Consider the following 19,604-nt stretch of genomic DNA (forward strand, 5'->3'; position numbering starts at 1 on the left):
CGCCGTACGTCGTCAAGAGCACGGCGGCCCAGGCCGGGGAAGGGAGGGCCGCCGTGCCTGCTCAGAAGTGTCCGATGCCAGCCGAGGTGGAGGTGAGGGCCCAGCGGTGCAGGAGCGCGGTCGTCTCGGCCTCGCGCATCTGCGCCTTCAACCCTTCGACGGTGCGGTCGCAGAGAAGCAGGGGTTCTGGGGTGGGCCAGGTGGCGATGGCGTGGAAGAGACGGCTGCCGGTGCCGTACAGGACGGCCCAACCCGGCCAGGTGATCTCCAGCATCGCTGCTTCAGCACGGGCTTCGTGGTCCCAGGTGTAGTGCGGCACGGGGGTGGCGCCCTGGCCGTCGCGGTGGCGCCCGCGAGGACGGGCGGGTCGTCGCCGGATCACGAGATCACCTGCCCCGTGGCCTGCTCCTGCGCCTCCCGGGCGATGCTCTCCTGCCGATCGGTCTCGATGCGCAGGGCGTCGAGGCTGTCGGCGTCGACCGTCCGTTCGGCCCCGGCATGGAACGCGGCCAGGGAGAAGGGCTGCTCCCGGCTGGCCCACAGCCGTCCGGCATCGCTGAGGATCAGCCGCCAGCCGGGGATGGTGGATCTGGCATCGGTCATTGATTGGACCTCCATCCGATCAAGGGCCCGTCCGGATGTTGGTAGCGGTGAACGGGCCCGCTTTGTGCAGCGGGCAAGGACATGGAGGGGTACGTCGTACGGGCCGGGTGGCCGGTACGAAGACAGGGCGACCACCGCGCATCGCAGGGCGCGGGTGGCCGTTCGCCTGGCGTGAGGCGCGAGATGACGCCGGTGGCCAAGCCGGGGCGGTCTGGTGTGGGCGGCCCCGGACGGGAGCACCGGACGAAAGTGGCAGGGCATCCGCACCGGTGGGGCGGGCTCGGTGATCAGGGGCCGTTCGGGACGACGCTGGACGGGCACCGGCGGAATCACCTCTGCGGGGACCTGCTCAGCAGACCACCGCGCGGGCACCGACGCCGCCTCGTCAGCCTGGGCCACGGGCGGTTCGAAGCAGGGCAGGCAACGGTCTCCGGTACGGCGGGCCTCCAGACGGATGGCCATCAACGCGCCGGAGGGCTGGGCGTACTCGTGATCGGCGGGCCGGTCGGAGCAACCGTGCGCGTAGGGGGCATGTCCGCAGGCAGCGCAGCCCATCGGCATCGGCGCCGCATTGACGAAGCAACCGCAGCGTTCCCTTGCCGTCTGCGAGTCGAGAAGTGGGGCACTGGGTCTGGCCATGGGTCGAGAGCGCCTTCCTGATCAAGGGCTCGTCGACGGTGGCCCACACCGCTGACGAGCCCGATTTGTGTCAAGGCTGCTTGCGTCAGCACGGAGCGCAGACCCGTCACCGACTGTTCGAATTTCCCTACTCTAAGTGACGAGCATCATGATGCAGTGAGAATCTCAGGCTGGCAACCCCATCGCACATATTTGTTGCGTTGAGCAGGAGGAACCGATTGAGCTGCGGCAAACTGACCGCATGAAGCACTCCACGGTCCGTCTACGCCGTCTGTCGCGTGAGCTGCGCACCCTGCGCGCGACCACCGGCCTGACGACCGAGGCCGCCGCCGAGCAACTTGGCTGGTCCAGGTCGAAGCTCAACCGGTTCGAGACCGGCAAGATCGCTCCGGCGACCGAGGATGTGGCGGCCATCTGCCACCTGTACTGCGTAGACCAGGCCACCGCCGACGCCGCAGTGCAGCTCGCCCGGGAGGTGACCCGACGCGGCTGGTGGACGGCCTACTCGGACGTGTTCACCGGCAGCTACATCGAGTTCGAGGCAGAGGCGACCATGATCCACAAATGGGAGCCACTCCTGATCCCAGGACTACTACAGAGCGAGGGTTACGCCCGCGAAGTCATCCGGGCCGGATGGCCGAACCTGACCAGCTCCGAACTGGACCGCCGTGTGGATGCTCGCATGGCGCGGAAGATCAACCTTCTCGGCTCAAAGACATCGGTGCTGCATGTCCTTATGGATGAGGGCGCCCTGAACCGCCCTATCGGAGCACCCGAGATCATGACCGAACAGCTTGACGACATCCTTCAGATCTCGGATTGGTCAAACGTCACCGTCCAGGTCTTGCCAATCGCGAACGGTGCACATATCGGACTGGAAGGAGCCTTCTCCATCCTCAGCTTCGGCGACGAAGACCCCGACATTGGATACGCCGAATGTCAGGCTGGTGAGGTCTATGTGGAGGCGGCGGATCAGGTCCGCAGGCTTATGCTCATGTTCGAGCGCCTCACCGGCGCGTGCTTGTCCCCCCAGGAATCCACGAAACTGATAGCTGCGATGAGGAGCAAGGCATGATCTCCCCCGACCTGTCTACTGCTGATTTCCGTAAGTCCAGCCTCAGCGGTAGCGGCAACGATTGCGTTGAGGTGGCCACGAACCTGCCCAGTATCGTTGCCATCCGGGACAGCAAGGACCCATCGAGCCCAGTGCTGACCTTCTCCCCGGCAACCTGGAACAACTTCCTGACGGGCATCCGTAACGGAGAGATTTAACCCAACGCCGTGTGTCGCGCAACCGGAATCATCCGAGAAGTCACCCGGCCACATGAGCTCCCGCCTGGTCACGAGTTATGGAGCTTGGACACCAACGGTCATAGGCGGCCTTGATACGAAGGAGTCGGGATGTTGGGCTCGCCTGGGACGTGGCGGGGAAGGCCAGGATCCTCCCCAAGCCACCACAGAGCCGATTCTTGCGGCTGACGATCGTCCTGGAACTCAGGCCCCCGCCGGAGGTCCGAAAGACGGCGAAGCGCAGGGTAAAGAGCACCCATGATCACCGTGGCGGTCACGACGATGAGCAAGCCGACGCAGAACACCAGGCCGACGAGTATGAGCACTGCGTACACGAATTCGTAGGCAAGCCCGAGGAGGACCTCCTCCGCTCCATCAGGAAGCAAGGCCGCTCCTCATCATGTGCGCCGCAGGTGCACGGTGAGGGTATATCGACTGTGGGGAAAAGTCTTCCGTGTGCGGTAACGCGACCCCGGTACGGCGAGGGCGGCGAGCGTGCCGACCATAGCCGCCGTTCGGAACCGGTGCGTGCGGACGGCGAACTGTCGGGTGGAGGGCGAAAGTCCCCGTCAGGGTCTCGGCGGTAGGGGGAAGCGGAGGGCGGCGGCTGTGATGTGGTCTTTCAGTTGGGTGTCGACGACGACGTGTTCGACGGAGCCGCCTTCGTTGATGACCGTTTCGGTCAGTTCGTCGAGGACGTCGGGGACCTGGCGCGTGGCACCGCCGCAGAGCGGACAGGTCTGGCCGGAGCGGGCCAGCCAACCGGACTCGTCGCAGACCACGCCGGGGACCTCGGCACCGTCCTGGATGAGCAGGGTGCCGATCGCGGCGGTGGTGCCGCCCCACAGGCATTCGTCGATCCCTATCGCGGCGTTGCCGCCGACGGCGGCCTTCTCGAAGACCTCCTGCACCAGACGGCGTTCCTCCGCACGTTCGTAGTCGGCGACGAGACGCTCGGCGCTCTCCCGGATGTCCTCGGACGTCGCCACCTTGCCCGTGTCGACGTTGAAGACACCCGCGACCTTCGTGCGCAGTTGCTGCGGCAGGAAGTCCAGGAAGACGGTGACCTCGTTCTGCCGACCGCCCACGACCAGCAGGTCGTAGTCCTCGGCGCGGAAGAGCCTGTCGAGCAGGCTCACGGTCTGGCGATAGTGGCGTTTGACGAGGTCATCGGCCTTGTTGCGGACCGTGTACTCGGCGAGACCGGCCCAGCCCGCGTAGTCGGGCTTGCGCAGGACGCTCCCTCGCACCTCGCCGATCTCGCGCATCTCCTTCTGGTACAACTCCCACGCGCGGGCCGACTCCTTGTCGACGACCAGGACGCAGCAGCGGTGGTACTCGTCGAGCACCGCGAGCATGGGACGGACGTACGGAGTCTGGTCCACCACGACCTGGTCGCGCACCTTGCGCGGGAGCGACACGACCTCGAACAGGTCGCCCTCGCCGCACGCGAACACCGCGACGGCACCGACCGTGCCCCGCCCGAGCTCCGGTATGCCCTCGATGCGTTCGATGTCCTGCCGCAACGAGAGTCGTGCCCGCCGGTCGAGCGACTGGTCCTCGGTGAGCGGGCGGATCCGGGTGATGAGGCTGTTCACCCGGGTACGGACGGCCTCGAACTCGTCAAAGCCCACAGCGACGTACATGGAGAGAACCGGCAGGCCGCCGCTGTCGAAGCGGATGAGGCGGTCGACAGTGCCTTTGGTGATCATGCGATGTCCTCGTCACGGCGGTCGGATGCTTGAGCTTCAGGAGGTGGTCGTGGACGGTCCGCCACCGGGCCCGTGGATCTCGACCACTGCGCCGACGTACGAGGATCATGCTCGGGCAGCGGCCCCTCTCCCCATACGCGTGCGACAACCACCCTCCCAAGCGCGGCCTCGCGTAGCTCGGCGAGCGCAGTGCTCCACGGGCTCGGACGGACACGACTTCGGCACACGCGGCGAACGCGGGCGCGTGAATCCGCACCACCCGCCGCCCCGCACCGCCTCTTACCGTCATGGAAGTCAATCTAGAATCCGCTGAGTAACGCGAAAGGCGAAGCCGGACAACGTGCCCGACAAGATGTCGGCGCGGCCACGCGCCTCCGACCGCAGCGGCCACCAGATGTGCTGCCGCACGCTCATGACTGTGGTTCAGGCCGAGAAGTCCTCCAGAACGTCGAACAGCTCGATCGCCGAGGGGGCCTGCATGCCGGGCGCGTCGGCATCGGAGTGGGCGGCCTTGAAGGAGTCGGACTTCATCCAGGCACGGAAGTCCTCGGCCGAGTCGAACTCCATGGTCGACACGTACGGGTCCCCGGGCTTGGTCGGGCGCATCAGCAGGCTGCGCTGGAGACCGGGCACCCCGGCGAGCGTCGCGCGCATGCTGGCGCTGAAGGCCTCCTCGAAAGAGGCGGCCCGTTCGGCGGTGACTTCGATGCGATTGTGAACTACGTACATGGTGGTCCTTCGGGAATCGGGACAGCTGACCTCAGCATTTTAGCGACACCATGTCGGCAAGATGATTCGGCTCCCCGGCGCCTCGCGCCTTGACGAGCCGGCCGCCGTCCGCCCGGGTGGCTCCCGCCTTGCCGTCGCCGTCGGAGACCGGGGATTCCTCGTCCAGCCCAACGGTCCCCGGCTCACCGCCGCGCCGGATCGCGCGACATCCGGATCAGCACCGCGAGACCCGCCACCAGCAGCAGCGACCAGCGGAGATGCGCCTCTGTCCAATCCTGCGGCCGGAGCGTGAACATCGCGACCGGCCCCGGCAGGGTGAACAGCAGCAGCCATCCACCCGCCACACCGGGCGCCGCCACGACACCGGGCTCCCGCATGCCGCGCCTCCTGGCTAGCGCGGCGCCGGCCAGCCCCGCGGCGAGCAGCCCCGCCAGCTCCACCGTCGACCACAGGATCCACACCGTCGGCATATCCGGCGCCAGGACCAGCAGTGACACCCCCCAGATCGGAACAATCCACACCAGCGCGAACCCCACCCGCAGCGCGGTCCGTACCCCCAGCGACAGCGGGACCGACGCCAGCATGTCGGCCGCCGCGTCGTCCAGCACGAACACCACGGCCAGTGTGACCAGAGCGGCGATCACCCGCAACGACCAGATCGCCCCCTTCCAGGTGAGCGGTTCGTCATGGGGCCAGGCCAGGACCGCGCCGGTGAGCAGGAGCGCACCCAGCAGCGGCTGCCATCGGATCACCCTGCCGCTCAGCCGCGCCAGCAGGGCCGCCTGGGCCAGGCGGATCATGGAAGCTGCCCGATGCCCGTGATCACCACGCAGAGCACGGCGACCGCCCCGGCCCCCAGCCAGAGCCCGCGCCGCGAGGTGTCCCTGAGCATCGCCAGTGCCCCCGCCCCGAGGGCGAGCGACAGCAGGTAGAGAGCGTGCGGACCGGCGTGCCCGGGGATGAACCCCGCCGGGGCGAGGTACGGTGCGGGCCCCCAGATCGTGAAGTCCAGGTAGAAGCCGAGCATGTACTGGCCCCCGTGATCAAACATGATCTTGTTGAAGGCCGCCAGCGCCAGCATGACGAGCACCGGCGCCCCCGGCCACGGCAGCCATCGGGCGACGGCCACCCCGAGCAGGCAGGCCCCCAGCACGTTCAGCGGCCCGGTGCCCAGCTCCGCCAGGGACGGGAAACGCTCCAGCTCGTTGCCGGTGATCACGTAGAGTCCGGCCAGCAGGGCCTGCGCCGCACAGGTCAGTGCGAACGGGCCGAGAGCGGCGAGACAGAGCGCGGCGGTGCGCCGCTCTCGGTCACAGGGGACGACCGACAGCGTCTCCTCGGCCCGCCGCGCGGCGCCGGCGACCAGGTTCGCGGCGAAGAAGACCGGAACCCCCCAGAAGATGGTCATCTCCGAGGTCAGCGCGGCGAACGCGGGTCGCGGCCCCGCCCAGCCGTCCTGGGCGATCCGCAGTATCCACAGCGCCAGGCCCAGCAGGGTGAGCGGATGCCGCAGGAGCCGCCAGGCCTCGTTCAGGGCGAGCGGCGGCACGACCCGCGATCCGGACACATCCAACACCTCGGCGGTCACGCCGCCACCTCCGTCACGGCGTCTCCGGACAACGACGGGTGACCATGCACCTCGAACGCTTCACGGTCGCCTTCGGCGACCCTCGAACTCCAGCGGCCGCTCATCCGAGCCGGCTTCTCATTGATTTCACATCTGCCTGTCGCACCTCGGCGCCCGGAGGGTTCACGAATTCATCTTGGGGGACTCTCGGTGATCAGGCGCGTCGCGCGAGTAAGGCGTCCAACACCGTCGGAGCTCGAATGGGCGGTGAGACCTGATCATGAGTCGACGCCTGGAGCCTGGCGACTCCCGTTCGGATGCGGTCATGTCATCGGCCGGACAGCCCCTGCCTAGGCTTTGCGGGCGAGCAGGTGAATCTCCTGGAACTGCCGTCGGTCGGTGGGCTGAGGCTCACGAACCATCCGGGCCACCTCGGCCAACCCGGACTCGCGCAGCATCGCGGCGAGGTGATCAGGCCACCACCGATAGGCCGGCGCGACTGTGTGATCGAAGACCTGTGTCGGGTGGGACGGATCGTCGCTGGCCGAAAAGCCGATCAGCAGGTGGCCGCCAGGTGCCAGCACACGGTGGAACTCCGCCAAGATGGCGGGGAGTTCCTGCGGTGGAGTGTGGATGACGGACCAACGCGAGAGTACGCCGCCCAGCACACCGTCAGCGATGTTCACCGCGGCCATCGAACCCACGTCGAACCGCAGACCCGGATAGGCCTGTCGAGCCAACTCGATCATCGCGGGAGAGGCGTCAACGCCAAACACCGCCAGCCCCAACTCATCCAGGTAAGCGGTGATATGGCCAGGCCCGCACCCCAGGTCCGCGACCTGACCGTCGCCACCCGCGCCTACCACCTCGGCGAAGGCACCCAAGATCGCGCGGTCCAGGGGCCTGTCACGCAGCTCACCGCGGAACAGCTGCGCATACACGGGGGCCGCGGCATCGTAGGCCTCACGGGTGACACTGAGGACATCGTGTTCAAGCATGCCCGCGACAGTAGTTCCTGACGCTGAGACGAGAGAATCACGATCTTCACTCCCGCCCGCCCGCCCGGCCACCGCTGGTTCAGGGAAGCACGTGTTCGACGCCCGGTACTGGTCGTGAGGCCAGGCGAACGGCCCCGCCTGGAAGCGATCATCGAGAACCTCCACGCCAGGATCGCCGAAGCCGAACGTGAAGGATGACTGGGCGACGTCGAGCGACCGACCGTCAGCCTCGCCGCCGTCGCGGAGACCGAAGTTCGGGATCCGCGCAAGCCAGACCCGCAACTCCATCCGCGCGAGGTGGGAGCCCACGCGGCGGTGGATGCCGAGCGCCTAGGCGAGGTACGGCAGACGGGCCGAGTGGTAGAGCAGGACGATCAAGGCGACGATGGCCGCGAACCAGGCGACCAACGCGAAAACTCCCAGATCGGCATAGCCGTAACCGGCCAACACGCCAAGCGCTCCCAAGCTGACCACGGCCCAGCGCAGTACGTCGAGCAAGGCGGCCGGGGAGGTGGCCCCGCGAGGACGCATCTGTCTGATGATGGCGTCGCTGACCAGCCAAACGGTGATCAAGCTACCTGCCGTGTTGGCGATGCCGATCACCTCCCCCAGAGAGGAGGTCGACAAGGTACGGCTCGAATCCGCGAGGGACACGATCGTGGCGACGAGCGAGGCGCAGACCATGGCGACAGCGGCCAGCCTGGCCCGGCCGAAGGGATCGTCGACGGATCGCTCCAACCAGAACAGTCCGGACACGCACAGACCCCATCCGACGGGGTCGAACAGCAGGTCGAAACCGTTGAGGCGGAAGGCACCGAAGACGAAGACGAAACCGGTGGCGATCTTTGCGACCGGGCGCATACCCCCTGAACTTTCAGGCTTGTCCGCCGCGGACGAGTCGCCTCTCAGAACCACTTCGAACTCACCACTTCATTGCAGACCTTGCCGGCGAGACCTCGCTGCCAGGCGACCTGGAGACGCCCCTCGGATCCTGTCAGTTGCCATGAGTCCCACGTCACCTCCGCCGACCCCGACCCCATCCAGGTTTCGTACGTGAATCTGACCGGCTGGGGCTCGTGTGGCACCGCCGCGCAGTCGGTGATGACAATGCGCCTCGTCACGGTTTCGAAGCCACCACCCTTCACGGTGACCACGGAGCGTTCCTTTTTCGCCTCGTCAGCGGGTAGCAGACGGAGGCCCGGCATTTCTGCCGAGAGACCGGTGAGGGTGAAGGATGTCCCTTCGTTTTCAAGCTCGATATGCACGTTGGCGTATAGGACACCGTTCTTGTCCACCTCGGGGTAGAGGAAGAAATCGCTGATGCTCCATCGGATATGCGGAGTCATCGCCCCCGACCACCACATGACCGTCGCAATGAGCACAAGTGATAGGCAACCGAACACCGTCGCCGAGACCAACGACCGCACCCGCTGAGAGCGCCAGGTAGCAACGCCGAATTGCTGCCATATGTCACCTGAATCCACGGTTCAAAACCATATATGGTGGCATCTCGTGACGATACCCCCAATGATCTCCTGGGTAGCCGCCGTAATCACCGTGTTGGTGGCGGCCATGCCAGTCACACAGGAGCGACTCACCAGATTTACCGCGCTCCTTAACCTTTCCGTCACAGCGACCAACGCCCATCAGGTCATCGACCACTTCGCCGGTCTGCGCCGGTGGCGTCTGATCGCACTCGTCTTCGCCGCCCCCCTGGCGTGTTTCACCGACGATCCGTTCTACCTGGTGCTGGGCTGGTGTGTCGTTTCCGTCTTCCTCCACGTACGACCACTGTTCCCAACGCTCCGCGATCACGGTGACGCGGAGGGCCACGACATGGAGATCTACCGAAAGGCTTGGCTGCTCGGTGTGGGCGGTGCCGCGGTGGCAGGCGGTTATCTGCTGACGAACCAGGGCGCCACTCCGGCACGTCTGACCCATGCCGTCATCATGATCATCGTGACGGCGGCCGTATCGTTTGCCGCCCGGAATCCGCGGACCGGGCCGGCAACCGAAGCACCCGAGGACACGATCCGGGCCGGTCTGGCGATTCACCGATGGTCAACGCGAAACCTCTACCTCGCGGGAACCGCGGTCGTGCTGGCGGGCACGATGCTCACTCCCGGGCAGCCACCACAGCGCGAACTGCCCGAATACTCGATGCCCAGGTCGTTCCGGAAGGACACGGCCGTGTTCACGAAGGTGGACGAATACGCGGCGCCCACCTGTCCGTGGATCGATCAGATGGACGATCCCTGCCGGTACTGGCTGGTGAACGGGCAACCGTTCCCGCAGGCCGCGCCTTACACCGCCAGAAAAGGCAAGGCACCCCGGCAGGCGCCGTTCATCCGTAGTCCCAACAAAAAGGCCATCGTCTACTTGGGCAGAGACGACCGCCGCATGGCGTACCAGGACGCCAAGGGCGTTCACCACCTCACCGAAAACCTGGCCGACGCCGAAGTACCCACACCCGTGTTCCTCGGTCAGAACAGGTATGTCGCCCTCACCAGGGAAGGCGCCCGGATCATCGATACCAAGACCTGGACCACGATGTCGATCCCCGATGCTCAACGCGTCCACTCCCTCAACAGGAGCGGGATCGTGGTCACGACGGCCTCTCAGGTGCTCGTGCTCGACCACCGAGGAAAGACGCGGATGAGCCTTCCCCTCAGGAAGACCAAAAAGAACACCCGCGCGGACACGTACCACCTCCGACCGGACGGAAAACGCCTTGTGGTCATCCGGGACTTCGGGAGTCGCGTCGAGACCTTCGACTCAGAAACCGGCAGGCGTTTGTCCAGCGTCACTCCTGAGTTCCCCGGCGACGATTTCCTTGACGTCGGCCTCGGCTGGTCCGAACAAGGCCTTTTCCTGGTCCGCGCCTCCCTGAGCGAACGCGTCTACTACCTCCATCTGGCGACAGGCGAGCTCCGGAGACGCAGCTGAACCGCTCCAATCGGTACGTCTGTCACCACGCACGGACGATTCACGCCGGAGACCGGGCCTGGTCGATGTGGAGCCGAAGTGTCCGAGGCCCGCGGACCTGGCCGGTGGACCAGGTCACGGCCGCCGGGTCGTGCAGGCTGAAGTTCGGGATCCGCTCAAGCCAGACCTCCAAAGCGACCCGCAGCTCCATCCGCGCGAGGTGGGAGCCCACGCAGCGGTGGATGCCGAGGCCGAACGCGGCGTGCCGGTTGACCTCACGATCGATGACGATCTCGTCCGCCCGCTCGAACTGCTCCGGGTCCCGGTTGGCCGCCGGGAACGACAGCAGGATCCAGTCGTCCGCCTTCATGTCGACGCCGTTCCAGTGCGTGTCCTCCTTGACCAGCCGGGCCATCGTGACCGGCGCGTAGGCTCGGAGGAACTCCTCCATCGCGGTCGGCAGCAGCGCGGGCTCGTCGACCAGGCGCTCGCGGTCGGCCGGGGTCCTCGCCAGATGCCACAGCGACGCACCGATCGCGCTCCAGGTCGTGTCGATGCCGGCGATGAGCAGCAGGGCCATCGTGCCGGCCACGTGCGACGGGTCGAGTTTGCGGCCGTACAGCTCGGCGTTGATGAGGTACGTCGTCAGGTCGTCACGCGGGTTGTCGACGTGATCACGGACCTGCGCGAGCAGGTAGTCGAACAGACTCCCCATCCGCGCCATGCGCTCCTCCGGCGGCAGGTTGACGCCTTCGAGCGTGTTCTCGATGAACTCACGGAACCGCGGCCCGTCCTCGGGTGGGAAGCCGAGCATGTCGGCGATGACCCGCATCGGGATGTACTGGGCGTAGTCGCGGGCGGCGTCGACGGTGGGCTGCCCCTCGAACCCGTCGATGAGCGAGTGGCACAACGCCCTCGTCGCCTGCTCCCGCTTGGCGACCGCGCTCTTGGTGAACACCGGAAGCAGCAGCCTGCGCGCGTCATGATGGAACGGTGGATCGGAGGAGATCGGCGGCGTGCCACCCACCGGCGCCACCTCCCGGGGCGGCCGGAAGTTGCTCATGACGATCGACCGCGAGGAGAAGTGCTCGGTGTCGTACGCGATCGCGGCGACGTCCTCGTAGCGGGTGGGCAGCCAGCCGCCGCCGAACCGGTCGGTGTGCGCGATCGGGCAGCGCTGCCGCAGGTCGTCCTGGATGGGGTACGGGTCGGCGGCCCACTCGGGTTCCAGGTGGGAGAAGTCGGTCGCCCAGTCCGAGACCGGGCCGGTGATGATCTCGTTGCGGGTGCCGACGGGCAGGTCTGCCCGCGATTCCCGGAAGTCCCGGGTGAAGCGGTCGTCGCCGGTCATGTCACACCTCCTGCACGATGTCGATCGCTCGTTCGGGGCAGTTGGACACGGCCAGGTGGGCCACCTGCTCATCTCCCGGCGGCACGACGCCGTCCGCGATGACCTGCCCGTAGCCCTCCTCGTCCTCGGTGAACAGGGTGGGGGCGAGGTCGTAGCAGCGGCCATGTCCCTGGCATTTTTCAGAATTTATCTGGACTCTCACTACGGTGCTCCGCTCTGTGCGGTGGTGTCGTCAGCAGGGGCGAGGCCTGCCACGACCCGGGTGAGCAGCGTGCTCCACTCCGCGTCGTCGACCCCGTGCAGGCCGGCCGGGACGAGCGCGCTGCCCATCGCGAGCAGCAGGCAGAAGTGGGCGAGCGCGTCCGGCGACAGCGTGGGATCGAGCTCGCCGTCGTTCTGGGCGATGCGCACCAGTCCGGCGAGCCAGTCGGAGCGTTCGCCGACGTAGTCACGCATCGATCGGGCGACGTCCTCGTCACGACGGGCGGCGACCAGCGCCTCGATGGTGAGGAAACCTCGGGCGTCGCGCCGGCGGGGCAGCCGGCGGCCGATGACGAGCAGCAGATCCGTGATCGACCGGTCGGGGTCGGCGGCGAACAGGTCGGCGAGCAGCCGTGGCCCGTGCGCGCGCAATGCGGTCACGAGCAGCTCGGCCTTCGAGCCGAAGTGCGCGTACAGCGCGCCGTTGCTCACTCCCGCGGCCGCGGCGATGTCGGCCACCCGCGTGCCGTCGTACCCGCGCTTGGCGAAGACCTCCGCCGCCGCGTCCAGCAGCCGCTCCCGGGTCTCGGCGGCGGTGACGCCCGCGATACGCCCCATACACGAAGTAAAAGAGCATTCATTTAATTCGTCAAGAGCCTTGTCCTATAACCACCGCGACACCTCCGCCGCCCCATCCTCGGCGCCGCCATACCCGGTGCCTGTTTCTGACCCCCAGCGTCGAAATAGGCCAGGAGCGGTATGGCCTCACCTCGCCACAGAGTCCCTCCGAACCATGCTCGGATCGCACTGTCACTTTGAATGTCGTTCGGGCGTCCTGATCAAAATGACAGTGCCCAGGTGGCCTCAAGCCTCGCTGTCATGTTCGGCGACGCCGGACAACATGTCGGTACGTCTTTGAGGTTGATCGGCGCGTTGGCCATGGCCGCCGGGTGCTGACATCAGCCACGCGCCTGCCAGGTACACAGGCAGGCCCGATTGCCTTCAGGGTCGGCGAGCACCCAGAAGCTCGGTGCCTCCGCGTCGCTGACCAGCGTGCCGCCGGCGGCGAGCGCTGCGTCTATGCGTGGCTGGACCTGCGCAGGATCCACCCACATGTCGAGATGCCAGCGCTGGCGGGGTTCCTCGCTGCCGGAGGTCTGGAACCACACGGTCGGCAGAACGTCGGCCGGGTCGCGGACCTCGTCGCCGTAATCGAGGCCGGACAGATGCTCCGTCGCCAGCACTGCGGCCCAGAACGGCAGAATCGACGCTCGGGCCGGGGTGTCGAGGGCGAGTTCGAGCCGGGAGATGTTCGAGGACTCCAACCGCACCCCGGCGTCGGCAGCGATGGCGGAGATGACGCGGCCCAGCCGGATGTCGCGGTCTGTGACCCCGCGCTCGTCGTGGCTGGTCAACCGAGCGTCCACGTGGGTGTAGCGGAGGCTGAGGTCGGGATGATGGTTCATCTCCTCGGCTGCCGCGCCGATGGCGTTGACGACCGAGAGCCCGGTCGCGAAGTTCTTGGTGTGGATGCGGGTCTGCAGACCGTCGAGCAGGTATGCCCACCCGTCCAGCCCTTCGTCTGCGATCTGCTGTCCGGTCAGTTTGCCCATAAGACATTCTTGCGTGTTACGGATTTGCCCGCTTACCGTACTCAGCTCTGCACTTCCAAAAGTACGCCGACATGTCCTCTCACACCGGCCCCGTCCTTCAAGTGAGGACGAGGCCGGCGCCCGGTCAGGTTCGGCATGGACGGATCAGACCTGTAGTGTGCGGCCCCACTCGCGCGCTCGGGCCAGTTCCCCGCCGGCCAGAGGGCCCGGCGTGCCCATGACGGTGAAATCCGTGCCACGTTCGGCTCGGATCTTGTGGCGCTTGAACGCCTTTACGATCGCCTTGCTCGCTGAACCGGCGAACAGACCACCGGTCGTGGTCGAAAAGGCGATGACCCGACCGTCGACCGAATCAACCCGATCGATCCACTCGCGGACACCAGAGGACGGGGCGCTACCGCCCTTCTGCGCGGCCTGGCTACGCGAAGCACTGCTGGGCAGGCCCATGTTGTGCGTCGGCGCACCAACAAGGACCAGATCGGCGGACAGGGATGGCGGCGCGGAGTCGGCCGATACCGCCTCCACCGTGGCACCGCCCGAGCGCAACCCTTCGATGATGGCCTCGGCCACCTGTGAGGTGTTACCGAAGCAGGACTCGGTAACAACGACCACACGCATTTTTCCTCCAGTAGTTGCGGGCATCGATGAACCAGTCGTGCAGCGGCGGCGAAACGCGGTCACCTCCCTCAAGCAGAATTTGAGACATGATGTCTCATTTGAGATGCTAGCAGCGTGAACAGTCCCCGCCGCAAGCCCTCCGACCGGATCATCGACGCCGCCATCACCCGGGTGCGCGAGCGCGGCATCACGGTGGGTCTCGACGGCATCAGCCTTGAGGAGGCGATCGCCACCTCGGGAGTCGCCCGGGCCACGGCCTACCGCCACTGGCCGAGCCGGGCCGGATTCCTTCGCGAGGTGCTCGTGCGGGTCGTGCGCGACACCCGGCTCGAACCGGAGGGTACCGAAGAGATCGACGCTCTCCGGGGGTTCATATCCGCGCACCAGGGCGAACTGGCAACGGAGGCGGGACGCCGGACACTGGTCGTCGAGGGCCTGCGCATCGCCCTGGAGGCTGACTTCCAGCGCTTCGCGACCTCGCGCGAATGGCGCGACTACCTCGCACTCCGCGCGACCTGCAGCAGCCTGCCCGACAGTGACCTGCGCGCGGCCGTCACGGCCGAACTGGCAGCGGCGGAGCACTCCTTCGTGGCACAGCGCGCAGCCGTGTACAGCCGCCTTCCGAAGCTGCTCGGGTACCGGCTCACCACTCCGCTGGCCGACGACGCAGGCTTCGAGTTGATGTCCCAAGCCATGGGAGCGCTCCTGATGGGGTTCGTGGTCCGCGCCTCCGTCAACGAGGAGAGCACGTCGTTCCAGGCCCGGGCGTTCGGCTCTTCACTGGAGTCGCGCTGGACGAGCACGACCTATGCCCTTGTCGCCACCATGCTCTCCTACCTCGAACCCGATCCCTCCGTCCACTGGACCGCGACACGGATCGCCGCTTCGATCGCCCTCCTCGACGAACTCGCGACCCTCGTGGAGAAAGGCCACGCCCGGCGCGGGACCTGACGTTCTTCCCGTCCGGGATCGGGCGAAAGCCGACGGCTACCTGGTCGGTGAGCGTGGCCGGCTTGCCCCGGACATCGTCGATACCTTCTTCGCCGCCCATCCAGAGGCATACGAGCAGGCAGAGAAGTTCGAGATGGTCCACGCCACCGCGAGAATCCCCGGCGCGTCGCCGGAGATCTGCTTTGACCACCCTTCACGATCGACGAACTTCTCGCCTACGGCAACCCGCGCGCTGTCGCGTATCGAAAAGAGACGTCAGGAGATGGTGAGCGTGCCGTTCGCGTTGCGGGCGCAGGTGACGATCGTGCGGGGCGCGGCGGTGAGGGCGCCGGTCAGGCACTGGCCGAGGACGGCGTGGCCCGCGGCGTTGGGGTGCCATGACTCCTGGCAGGTCTGGAAGTAGGTGACGCAGGTGTTCGCCACCCGCTGGACGCCGATCTTGTCCCAGCCGGAGAGGCTGGTGACGAACGTGCCGGACGGCCCGTCCTGCACCCGGACCGGCGTGGCGAGCGCGCCCGTCGGGCTGCCGGGGTTCTCGCAGAGCCGGGCCCCGTCGAAGGCCTTCTGGACGTCCAGTACGCGCAGGTCGGCCGTCGGACGCTCGGCCGCCAGCGTGGTGTAGGCGTTCTTGACCAGGGAGCCGAGGTTCTGGGAGAACACATGCCCGGGGGCGAGGCTCGCGCGGTGGATCGGGCAGCCGGCGGCGTACCGCTCAGCACCGAGGGCGCGGAACTTGTCGCGGGTGTCGGTGCGGTTGTCCTCGTCCCGGTACTGCGGGGCGACGTCGAGCGGCAGCGGGTTGGTGTAGGTCTGCAGGATCACACGGTGGACGCCGTCGGCGTCGATCTGGGTGAGGGTGTCGAGGATCTGGCGCAGGGCGGCGGTGGTCTCGGTGGTGGCGGTGGCGACCTCGGCGTCGGAGGCCAGGTCCGAGACGGTGCAGGGCTCCTGCGGCACCTCGCCGCCCAGGTAGGCCCAGAACTCCCACCAGCCCGTCCAGGCGTCGGCGATGAAGCGGTTGGCGCACACCGTGGCCACGTCGCCGAAGGTGAACTGGGTGTTGTTGGAACCGAGGCCGATGAGGACGACGTCGATGTCGTGGGTCTGGGCGACGGCGCGTAGCTGGTCGAGTTGCGAGGCGACGGAGCGGCCCTTGGCGCGGGCGCTGGAGGGGTTGGCGATGTCGGCGGGCTGGCCACCGGAGCACGCGAGGTTGAAGCGGTCCTGGATATCGGGGAACGACGCCTTGAAGAACGAGGCGTTCGCCGACCGGTGACAGAAGTAGGCGTTGCTGTTGGCCGCCGACCAGCCGGGGAAGGCCTGCGCCGTCCCGGAGGCGTCGACGACGGGCTGGTAGTTCCCCGCGCCCTCCCCGCTGATGAAACTGTCGCCGAGCGCGACGGCGGCGGTGGGCAGGGCCGCCTGAGCCGCTCCGCTCTGGACGACTTGGATGCCGACCGTGCCCACCAGGAGCGCGACCGTCGCGGCCATCCGCCGGAGAAACCTCACAGCCACCCCATTTCCTACTGAATAAGTATGAAATAACGGATATATGGATCACAACATGCCGCGTCGATGGCGTCAAGATCTCCTGAGGCTCGGCCGCTTCACCTAAGAGATCGCGTATCGCCCTGATCGTCAAGCATGTGTTTGCTCGCTCAGGCCGAGCGTTCAGCGACCGATGGGCCGGACATCGATCGAGCTCGCCTTCCGCGGCATGCGTGAGCCGGCAGCCGTGGCGGGTTCAGGTCACCAGGCCCCTGCGGTAGGCGTAGACCACCGCCTGCACGCGGTCACGCAGGTCGAGCTTGGTGAGGATGCGCGACACATACGTCTTGACGGTCTCCTGACTGATCACCAACGTCGCGGCGATCTCGCTGTTGGACAGGCCGTCGGCGATGAGGCGCAGGACCTCCAATTCGCGTGGGGTCAGCGCGACGTCGTCCGGCGTGCCCTCGGCGGGACGGATCCGCGACGCGTACCTGCCGACCAGCTGCCGCGTCACCTCGGGTGCCAGCAGCGCGGCGCCTGCCGCGACGGTACGGATGCCGTTCAGGAGCTGCGCCGGTGGGGCGTCCTTGAGCAGGAACCCGCTCGCCCCGGCGCGCAGCGCCTCGTACACGTACTCGTCCAGGTTGAACGTCGTCACCACGAGCACCTTGACCGGATGCGCCACCCCGGCACCGGCCAGCAGGCGGGTCGCCTCGATGCCGTCGAGCACCGGCATCCGTACGTCCATCACCACCACGTCCGGTTGCAGCCGGCGGGCGAGGTCGACCGCGGCGCGACCGTCCCCGCACTCGCCCACCACCTCGAGGTCGGGCTGCGCGCCGATGATCGTCGCGAACCCGGTGCGGATCAGCGCCTGGTCGTCGCAGATCAGCACCCGAACCGGCGCGTTCATGACGGGCTTCCCGCGGGGATGCGTGCCCGCACGGCAAAGCCGCCGTCCGCCCGCCGGTCCGCGTCGAACTCGCCGCCCAGGGCGTCGACCCGCTCGCGGAGCCCGGCGAGGCCCCGCCCGCTCCCGCCGGGCGAGCCGTTCTGTGAGCCGGAGCCGTCGGTGCCGACCTCCACGGTGATCTCCTTTTCGCCGTAGCGCACGCGGACCACGGTGCGGTTGCCATGGGCGTATTTGAGGGCGTTGGTCAGGGACTCCTGCACGACCCGGTAGGCCACGAACTCGGCGCTGCCAGCCGACTCCGCCGGCTTGCCCTCCTCGGTGAACTCCACCGGCTGCCCGGCCTGGCGCGTCTGCTCCACGAGCGTGGAGAGTTCGCCGACGGGCGGCGTCCTGACATCGCTGTCGTGGTCGGGGTTGAGCAGGTCGAGCAGGTGCCGCAGATCGCTGATGGCCCGCCGGCCGGTGTCGGTGACGGCGCTCAGGGTCGTGTCGAGGCGATCGGGTACCGCGGTCAGGTAGCGTGCCGCCTCGGCCTGTACGACCATCGCCGTCACGTGGTGGGTCACGACGTCGTGGAGTTCGCGGGCGATGCGGGTGCGTTCGGCGGCACGGGTGGCCTCGGCGACGTGACGGCGGCGTTCGGCCTCGGCGGCCCAGGTGGAGCGCAGCCAAGCCCCGATGCCCCATGCCAGGACCAGCAGCAGGTAGAACACCACGAAACCTTCCGGCCCCTCGGTCGAGCCGAGCCGGTCGAGCGCGACCGCCAGCGGCAGGTACGCCGCGGAGAGAAGGACCATGGTGACGCGCCGGTGACGTTCCAGATAGGCGCCCGCGCTCACGAGCGCGATGGCCAGTGCGGTGCCGGCGAACGTGTGGTAGGCGCGGAGCTGGTCGAGGGCGAAACCGAGCGACACCAGGGCGAGACAGAGGGCCGGCCACCGTCGGCGCACGGTGAGCGGGAGGCACTCCAGGGCGATCACTACGACGGCCAGCGCGTCGAAGGGGCGGGCCGGCAGGTCGCCGACCTGCGTCCCGTTGCCGTGGAACGCCGGCAGCAGTGACGCGACGGCCAGCAGCAGCGCGAACGGAAAATCCCGGACCGTGACGTCGCACCGCCGCCACAGGTCTGGGACCCGCCGGAGATCGATCACTGGGAGAGCGTAGCGGTCGCGTCGGTCCGGGCACCGCGCCGGCGGGGGACCAGGTTGCCGCGCCGGTGGGCCAGCCACATGAACACGATGGTCAGCAGCGCGCCGAACGCCACCGCGTACGGGCTCGCCTCCGGCCCGAACCCGCCACCGGTGAGCAGGGCCGGACCCGACGTCACGCCGTGCAGCAGCCCCTCCGTGGCGCCGTTGCCGGATACCTCGGTGCTGAAGATGCCGGCCGCGGCGAAGTTCCAGCCGAAGTGCAGGCCGATCGGCACCCACAGGGTGCGGGTGGCGGCGTAGGCGGCGGCGAGCATGGCGCCGGCCTCGATCGCGATGGCGATCGCGCCCCACAGGCTGGCGTTCGGGTTGAACAGGTGCGACATGCCGAACAGCAGACTGGTCAGGGCCAGCGCTAGCCAGGTGCCGGCACGTTCCTCGATGATCCGGAACAGGATGCCGCGAAAGATCAGCTCCTCCGTCACGGCGGCCGCGGCCATGAAGCCGAACAGTGCGACCGCGCCCGACACCGAGCCCTGGCCGACGACCCGGTAGCCGCCCAGGACGGCGATGTTCGCGATGACGGCCACGAACATCCCGATGCCGATCAGCGTCCCCCGGCCGACGGCGGCGGCGGCACCTTTCGTGGCCACCTCCACCGGCTCTCGGCGCTCGGACCAGCGCACCACCCGGGCGTACACGAACACCGCGAGCGCGGCTGTCGCGACACCGAGGACCAGGGTGAGAAGGGTGTTCCCCTGTACCGCACCCACGCCCATGCTGCCGACGAAGGCGACCGCCGCGACGGCCACGAGCTGCTTCAACAGGCGCATGACGACTCCCTTGTCAGATCCC

General features: G+C 67.6%; 22 protein-coding genes. 4 read left to right on the forward strand and 18 right to left on the reverse strand.

What is annotated here, in order from left to right:
* Nucleotides 1-61 precede the first annotated feature (61 nt).
* Both AB0J58_RS07020 and AB0J58_RS07025 read right to left on the reverse strand, forming a co-directional pair.
* Complete coding sequence (locus AB0J58_RS07020; protein ID WP_364211337.1) at nucleotides 62-382, reverse strand: hypothetical protein; 321 nt, start codon at nucleotides 380-382, stop codon at nucleotides 62-64.
* Nucleotides 379-603: a hypothetical protein gene (locus tag AB0J58_RS07025; protein ID WP_364211340.1), complete on the reverse strand. Its 225-nt coding sequence runs from the start codon at nucleotides 601-603 to the stop codon at nucleotides 379-381. The genes AB0J58_RS07020 and AB0J58_RS07025 overlap by 4 nt, the downstream gene beginning before the upstream one ends.
* An 880-nt stretch (nucleotides 604-1,483) precedes the next feature.
* Between AB0J58_RS07025 and AB0J58_RS07030 the strand changes: the two genes are divergently transcribed.
* Nucleotides 1,484-2,317 (forward strand): helix-turn-helix transcriptional regulator, encoded by an 834-nt coding sequence (locus AB0J58_RS07030; RefSeq protein WP_364211343.1) that lies wholly within the window; start codon nucleotides 1,484-1,486, stop codon nucleotides 2,315-2,317.
* The gene (locus AB0J58_RS07035; protein WP_364211346.1) at nucleotides 2,314-2,514 is read left to right on the forward strand and encodes a DUF397 domain-containing protein; all 201 of its coding nucleotides are present in this window, start codon (nucleotides 2,314-2,316) and stop codon (nucleotides 2,512-2,514) included. The genes AB0J58_RS07030 and AB0J58_RS07035 overlap by 4 nt, the downstream gene beginning before the upstream one ends.
* Nucleotides 2,515-3,101: 587 nt before the next feature.
* On the opposite strand, the gene AB0J58_RS07040 is transcribed toward AB0J58_RS07035, so the two are convergent.
* From AB0J58_RS07040 to AB0J58_RS07070, 7 genes are all read right to left on the reverse strand, one after another.
* Nucleotides 3,102-4,244, reverse strand: coding sequence for a hypothetical protein (locus AB0J58_RS07040; RefSeq protein WP_364211349.1), 1,143 nt, complete (start codon nucleotides 4,242-4,244; stop codon nucleotides 3,102-3,104).
* Nucleotides 4,245-4,667: 423 nt separating this feature from the next.
* Nucleotides 4,668-4,973, reverse strand: a complete 306-nt coding sequence (locus tag AB0J58_RS07045; RefSeq protein ID WP_343961384.1) for an antibiotic biosynthesis monooxygenase — start codon at nucleotides 4,971-4,973, stop codon at nucleotides 4,668-4,670.
* A 182-nt stretch (nucleotides 4,974-5,155) separates the two neighbouring features.
* Complete coding sequence (locus tag AB0J58_RS07050) at nucleotides 5,156-5,773, reverse strand: hypothetical protein (protein WP_364211352.1); 618 nt, start codon at nucleotides 5,771-5,773, stop codon at nucleotides 5,156-5,158.
* Nucleotides 5,770-6,561, reverse strand: a complete 792-nt coding sequence (locus AB0J58_RS07055) for a hypothetical protein (RefSeq protein WP_364211355.1) — start codon at nucleotides 6,559-6,561, stop codon at nucleotides 5,770-5,772. The genes AB0J58_RS07050 and AB0J58_RS07055 overlap by 4 nt, the downstream gene beginning before the upstream one ends.
* A gap of 329 nt (nucleotides 6,562-6,890) precedes the next feature.
* The gene (locus AB0J58_RS07060) at nucleotides 6,891-7,826 is read right to left on the reverse strand and encodes a methyltransferase domain-containing protein (RefSeq protein WP_364211358.1); all 936 of its coding nucleotides are present in this window, start codon (nucleotides 7,824-7,826) and stop codon (nucleotides 6,891-6,893) included.
* Nucleotides 7,827-7,868: 42 nt separating this feature from the next.
* Nucleotides 7,869-8,399, reverse strand: a complete 531-nt coding sequence (locus AB0J58_RS07065) for a hypothetical protein (protein WP_364211361.1) — start codon at nucleotides 8,397-8,399, stop codon at nucleotides 7,869-7,871.
* Nucleotides 8,400-8,443: 44 nt separating this feature from the next.
* Complete coding sequence (locus tag AB0J58_RS07070) at nucleotides 8,444-9,022, reverse strand: hypothetical protein (RefSeq protein WP_364211364.1); 579 nt, start codon at nucleotides 9,020-9,022, stop codon at nucleotides 8,444-8,446.
* Between the two features lie 43 nt (nucleotides 9,023-9,065).
* Between AB0J58_RS07070 and AB0J58_RS07075 the strand changes: the two genes are divergently transcribed.
* Nucleotides 9,066-10,484 (forward strand): hypothetical protein, encoded by a 1,419-nt coding sequence (locus AB0J58_RS07075; RefSeq protein ID WP_364211367.1) that lies wholly within the window; start codon nucleotides 9,066-9,068, stop codon nucleotides 10,482-10,484.
* A gap of 40 nt (nucleotides 10,485-10,524) precedes the next feature.
* Here AB0J58_RS07075 and AB0J58_RS07080 read toward each other — a convergent pair whose 3' ends face one another.
* The 5 genes from AB0J58_RS07080 to AB0J58_RS07100 all read right to left on the reverse strand — a co-directional run bounded on the left by AB0J58_RS07080 (nucleotide 10,525) and on the right by AB0J58_RS07100 (nucleotide 14,246).
* Entirely contained in the window at nucleotides 10,525-11,814 is a 1,290-nt protein-coding gene (locus tag AB0J58_RS07080) for a cytochrome P450 (protein WP_364211369.1), read from the reverse strand.
* A gap of 1 nt (nucleotide 11,815) precedes the next feature.
* Entirely contained in the window at nucleotides 11,816-12,016 is a 201-nt protein-coding gene (locus AB0J58_RS07085) for a ferredoxin (RefSeq protein WP_364211372.1), read from the reverse strand.
* Nucleotides 12,016-12,633, reverse strand: a complete 618-nt coding sequence (locus AB0J58_RS07090; protein ID WP_364211375.1) for a TetR/AcrR family transcriptional regulator — start codon at nucleotides 12,631-12,633, stop codon at nucleotides 12,016-12,018. Before AB0J58_RS07090 ends, AB0J58_RS07085 begins: the two co-directional genes overlap by 1 nt.
* Before the next feature lie 341 nt (nucleotides 12,634-12,974).
* Entirely contained in the window at nucleotides 12,975-13,628 is a 654-nt protein-coding gene (locus tag AB0J58_RS07095) for a 4a-hydroxytetrahydrobiopterin dehydratase (RefSeq protein WP_364211378.1), read from the reverse strand.
* A 144-nt stretch (nucleotides 13,629-13,772) separates the two neighbouring features.
* Nucleotides 13,773-14,246 carry a flavodoxin domain-containing protein gene (locus tag AB0J58_RS07100; protein WP_364211381.1) on the reverse strand — a complete coding sequence of 158 codons (474 nt, stop codon included), beginning with the start codon at nucleotides 14,244-14,246 and terminating at the stop codon, nucleotides 13,773-13,775.
* Between the two features lie 114 nt (nucleotides 14,247-14,360).
* Between AB0J58_RS07100 and AB0J58_RS07105 the strand changes: the two genes are divergently transcribed.
* Nucleotides 14,361-15,197: a TetR/AcrR family transcriptional regulator gene (locus tag AB0J58_RS07105; protein WP_364211384.1), complete on the forward strand. Its 837-nt coding sequence runs from the start codon at nucleotides 14,361-14,363 to the stop codon at nucleotides 15,195-15,197.
* Between the two features lie 255 nt (nucleotides 15,198-15,452).
* Here the strand turns inward: AB0J58_RS07105 and AB0J58_RS07110 are convergent, their stop codons facing one another.
* The 4 genes from AB0J58_RS07110 to AB0J58_RS07125 all read right to left on the reverse strand — a co-directional run bounded on the left by AB0J58_RS07110 (nucleotide 15,453) and on the right by AB0J58_RS07125 (nucleotide 19,582).
* Nucleotides 15,453-16,712, reverse strand: a complete 1,260-nt coding sequence (locus AB0J58_RS07110) for a hypothetical protein (RefSeq protein ID WP_364211387.1) — start codon at nucleotides 16,710-16,712, stop codon at nucleotides 15,453-15,455.
* Nucleotides 16,713-16,941: 229 nt separating this feature from the next.
* A complete protein-coding gene (locus AB0J58_RS07115; protein ID WP_364211390.1) occupies nucleotides 16,942-17,601 on the reverse strand; it encodes a response regulator transcription factor in 660 nt (219 codons plus the stop codon).
* A complete protein-coding gene (locus AB0J58_RS07120) occupies nucleotides 17,598-18,752 on the reverse strand; it encodes a histidine kinase (protein ID WP_364211393.1) in 1,155 nt (384 codons plus the stop codon). The genes AB0J58_RS07115 and AB0J58_RS07120 overlap by 4 nt, the downstream gene beginning before the upstream one ends.
* Nucleotides 18,749-19,582 (reverse strand): CPBP family intramembrane glutamic endopeptidase, encoded by an 834-nt coding sequence (locus tag AB0J58_RS07125; protein WP_364211397.1) that lies wholly within the window; start codon nucleotides 19,580-19,582, stop codon nucleotides 18,749-18,751. The genes AB0J58_RS07120 and AB0J58_RS07125 overlap by 4 nt, the downstream gene beginning before the upstream one ends.
* Between the last annotated feature and the right edge of the window lie 22 nt (nucleotides 19,583-19,604).

Source organism: Streptosporangium sp. NPDC049644 (assembly GCF_040675205.1).
In the GTDB taxonomy this organism is placed as follows: domain Bacteria; phylum Actinomycetota; class Actinomycetes; order Streptosporangiales; family Streptosporangiaceae; genus Streptosporangium; species Streptosporangium fukuiense.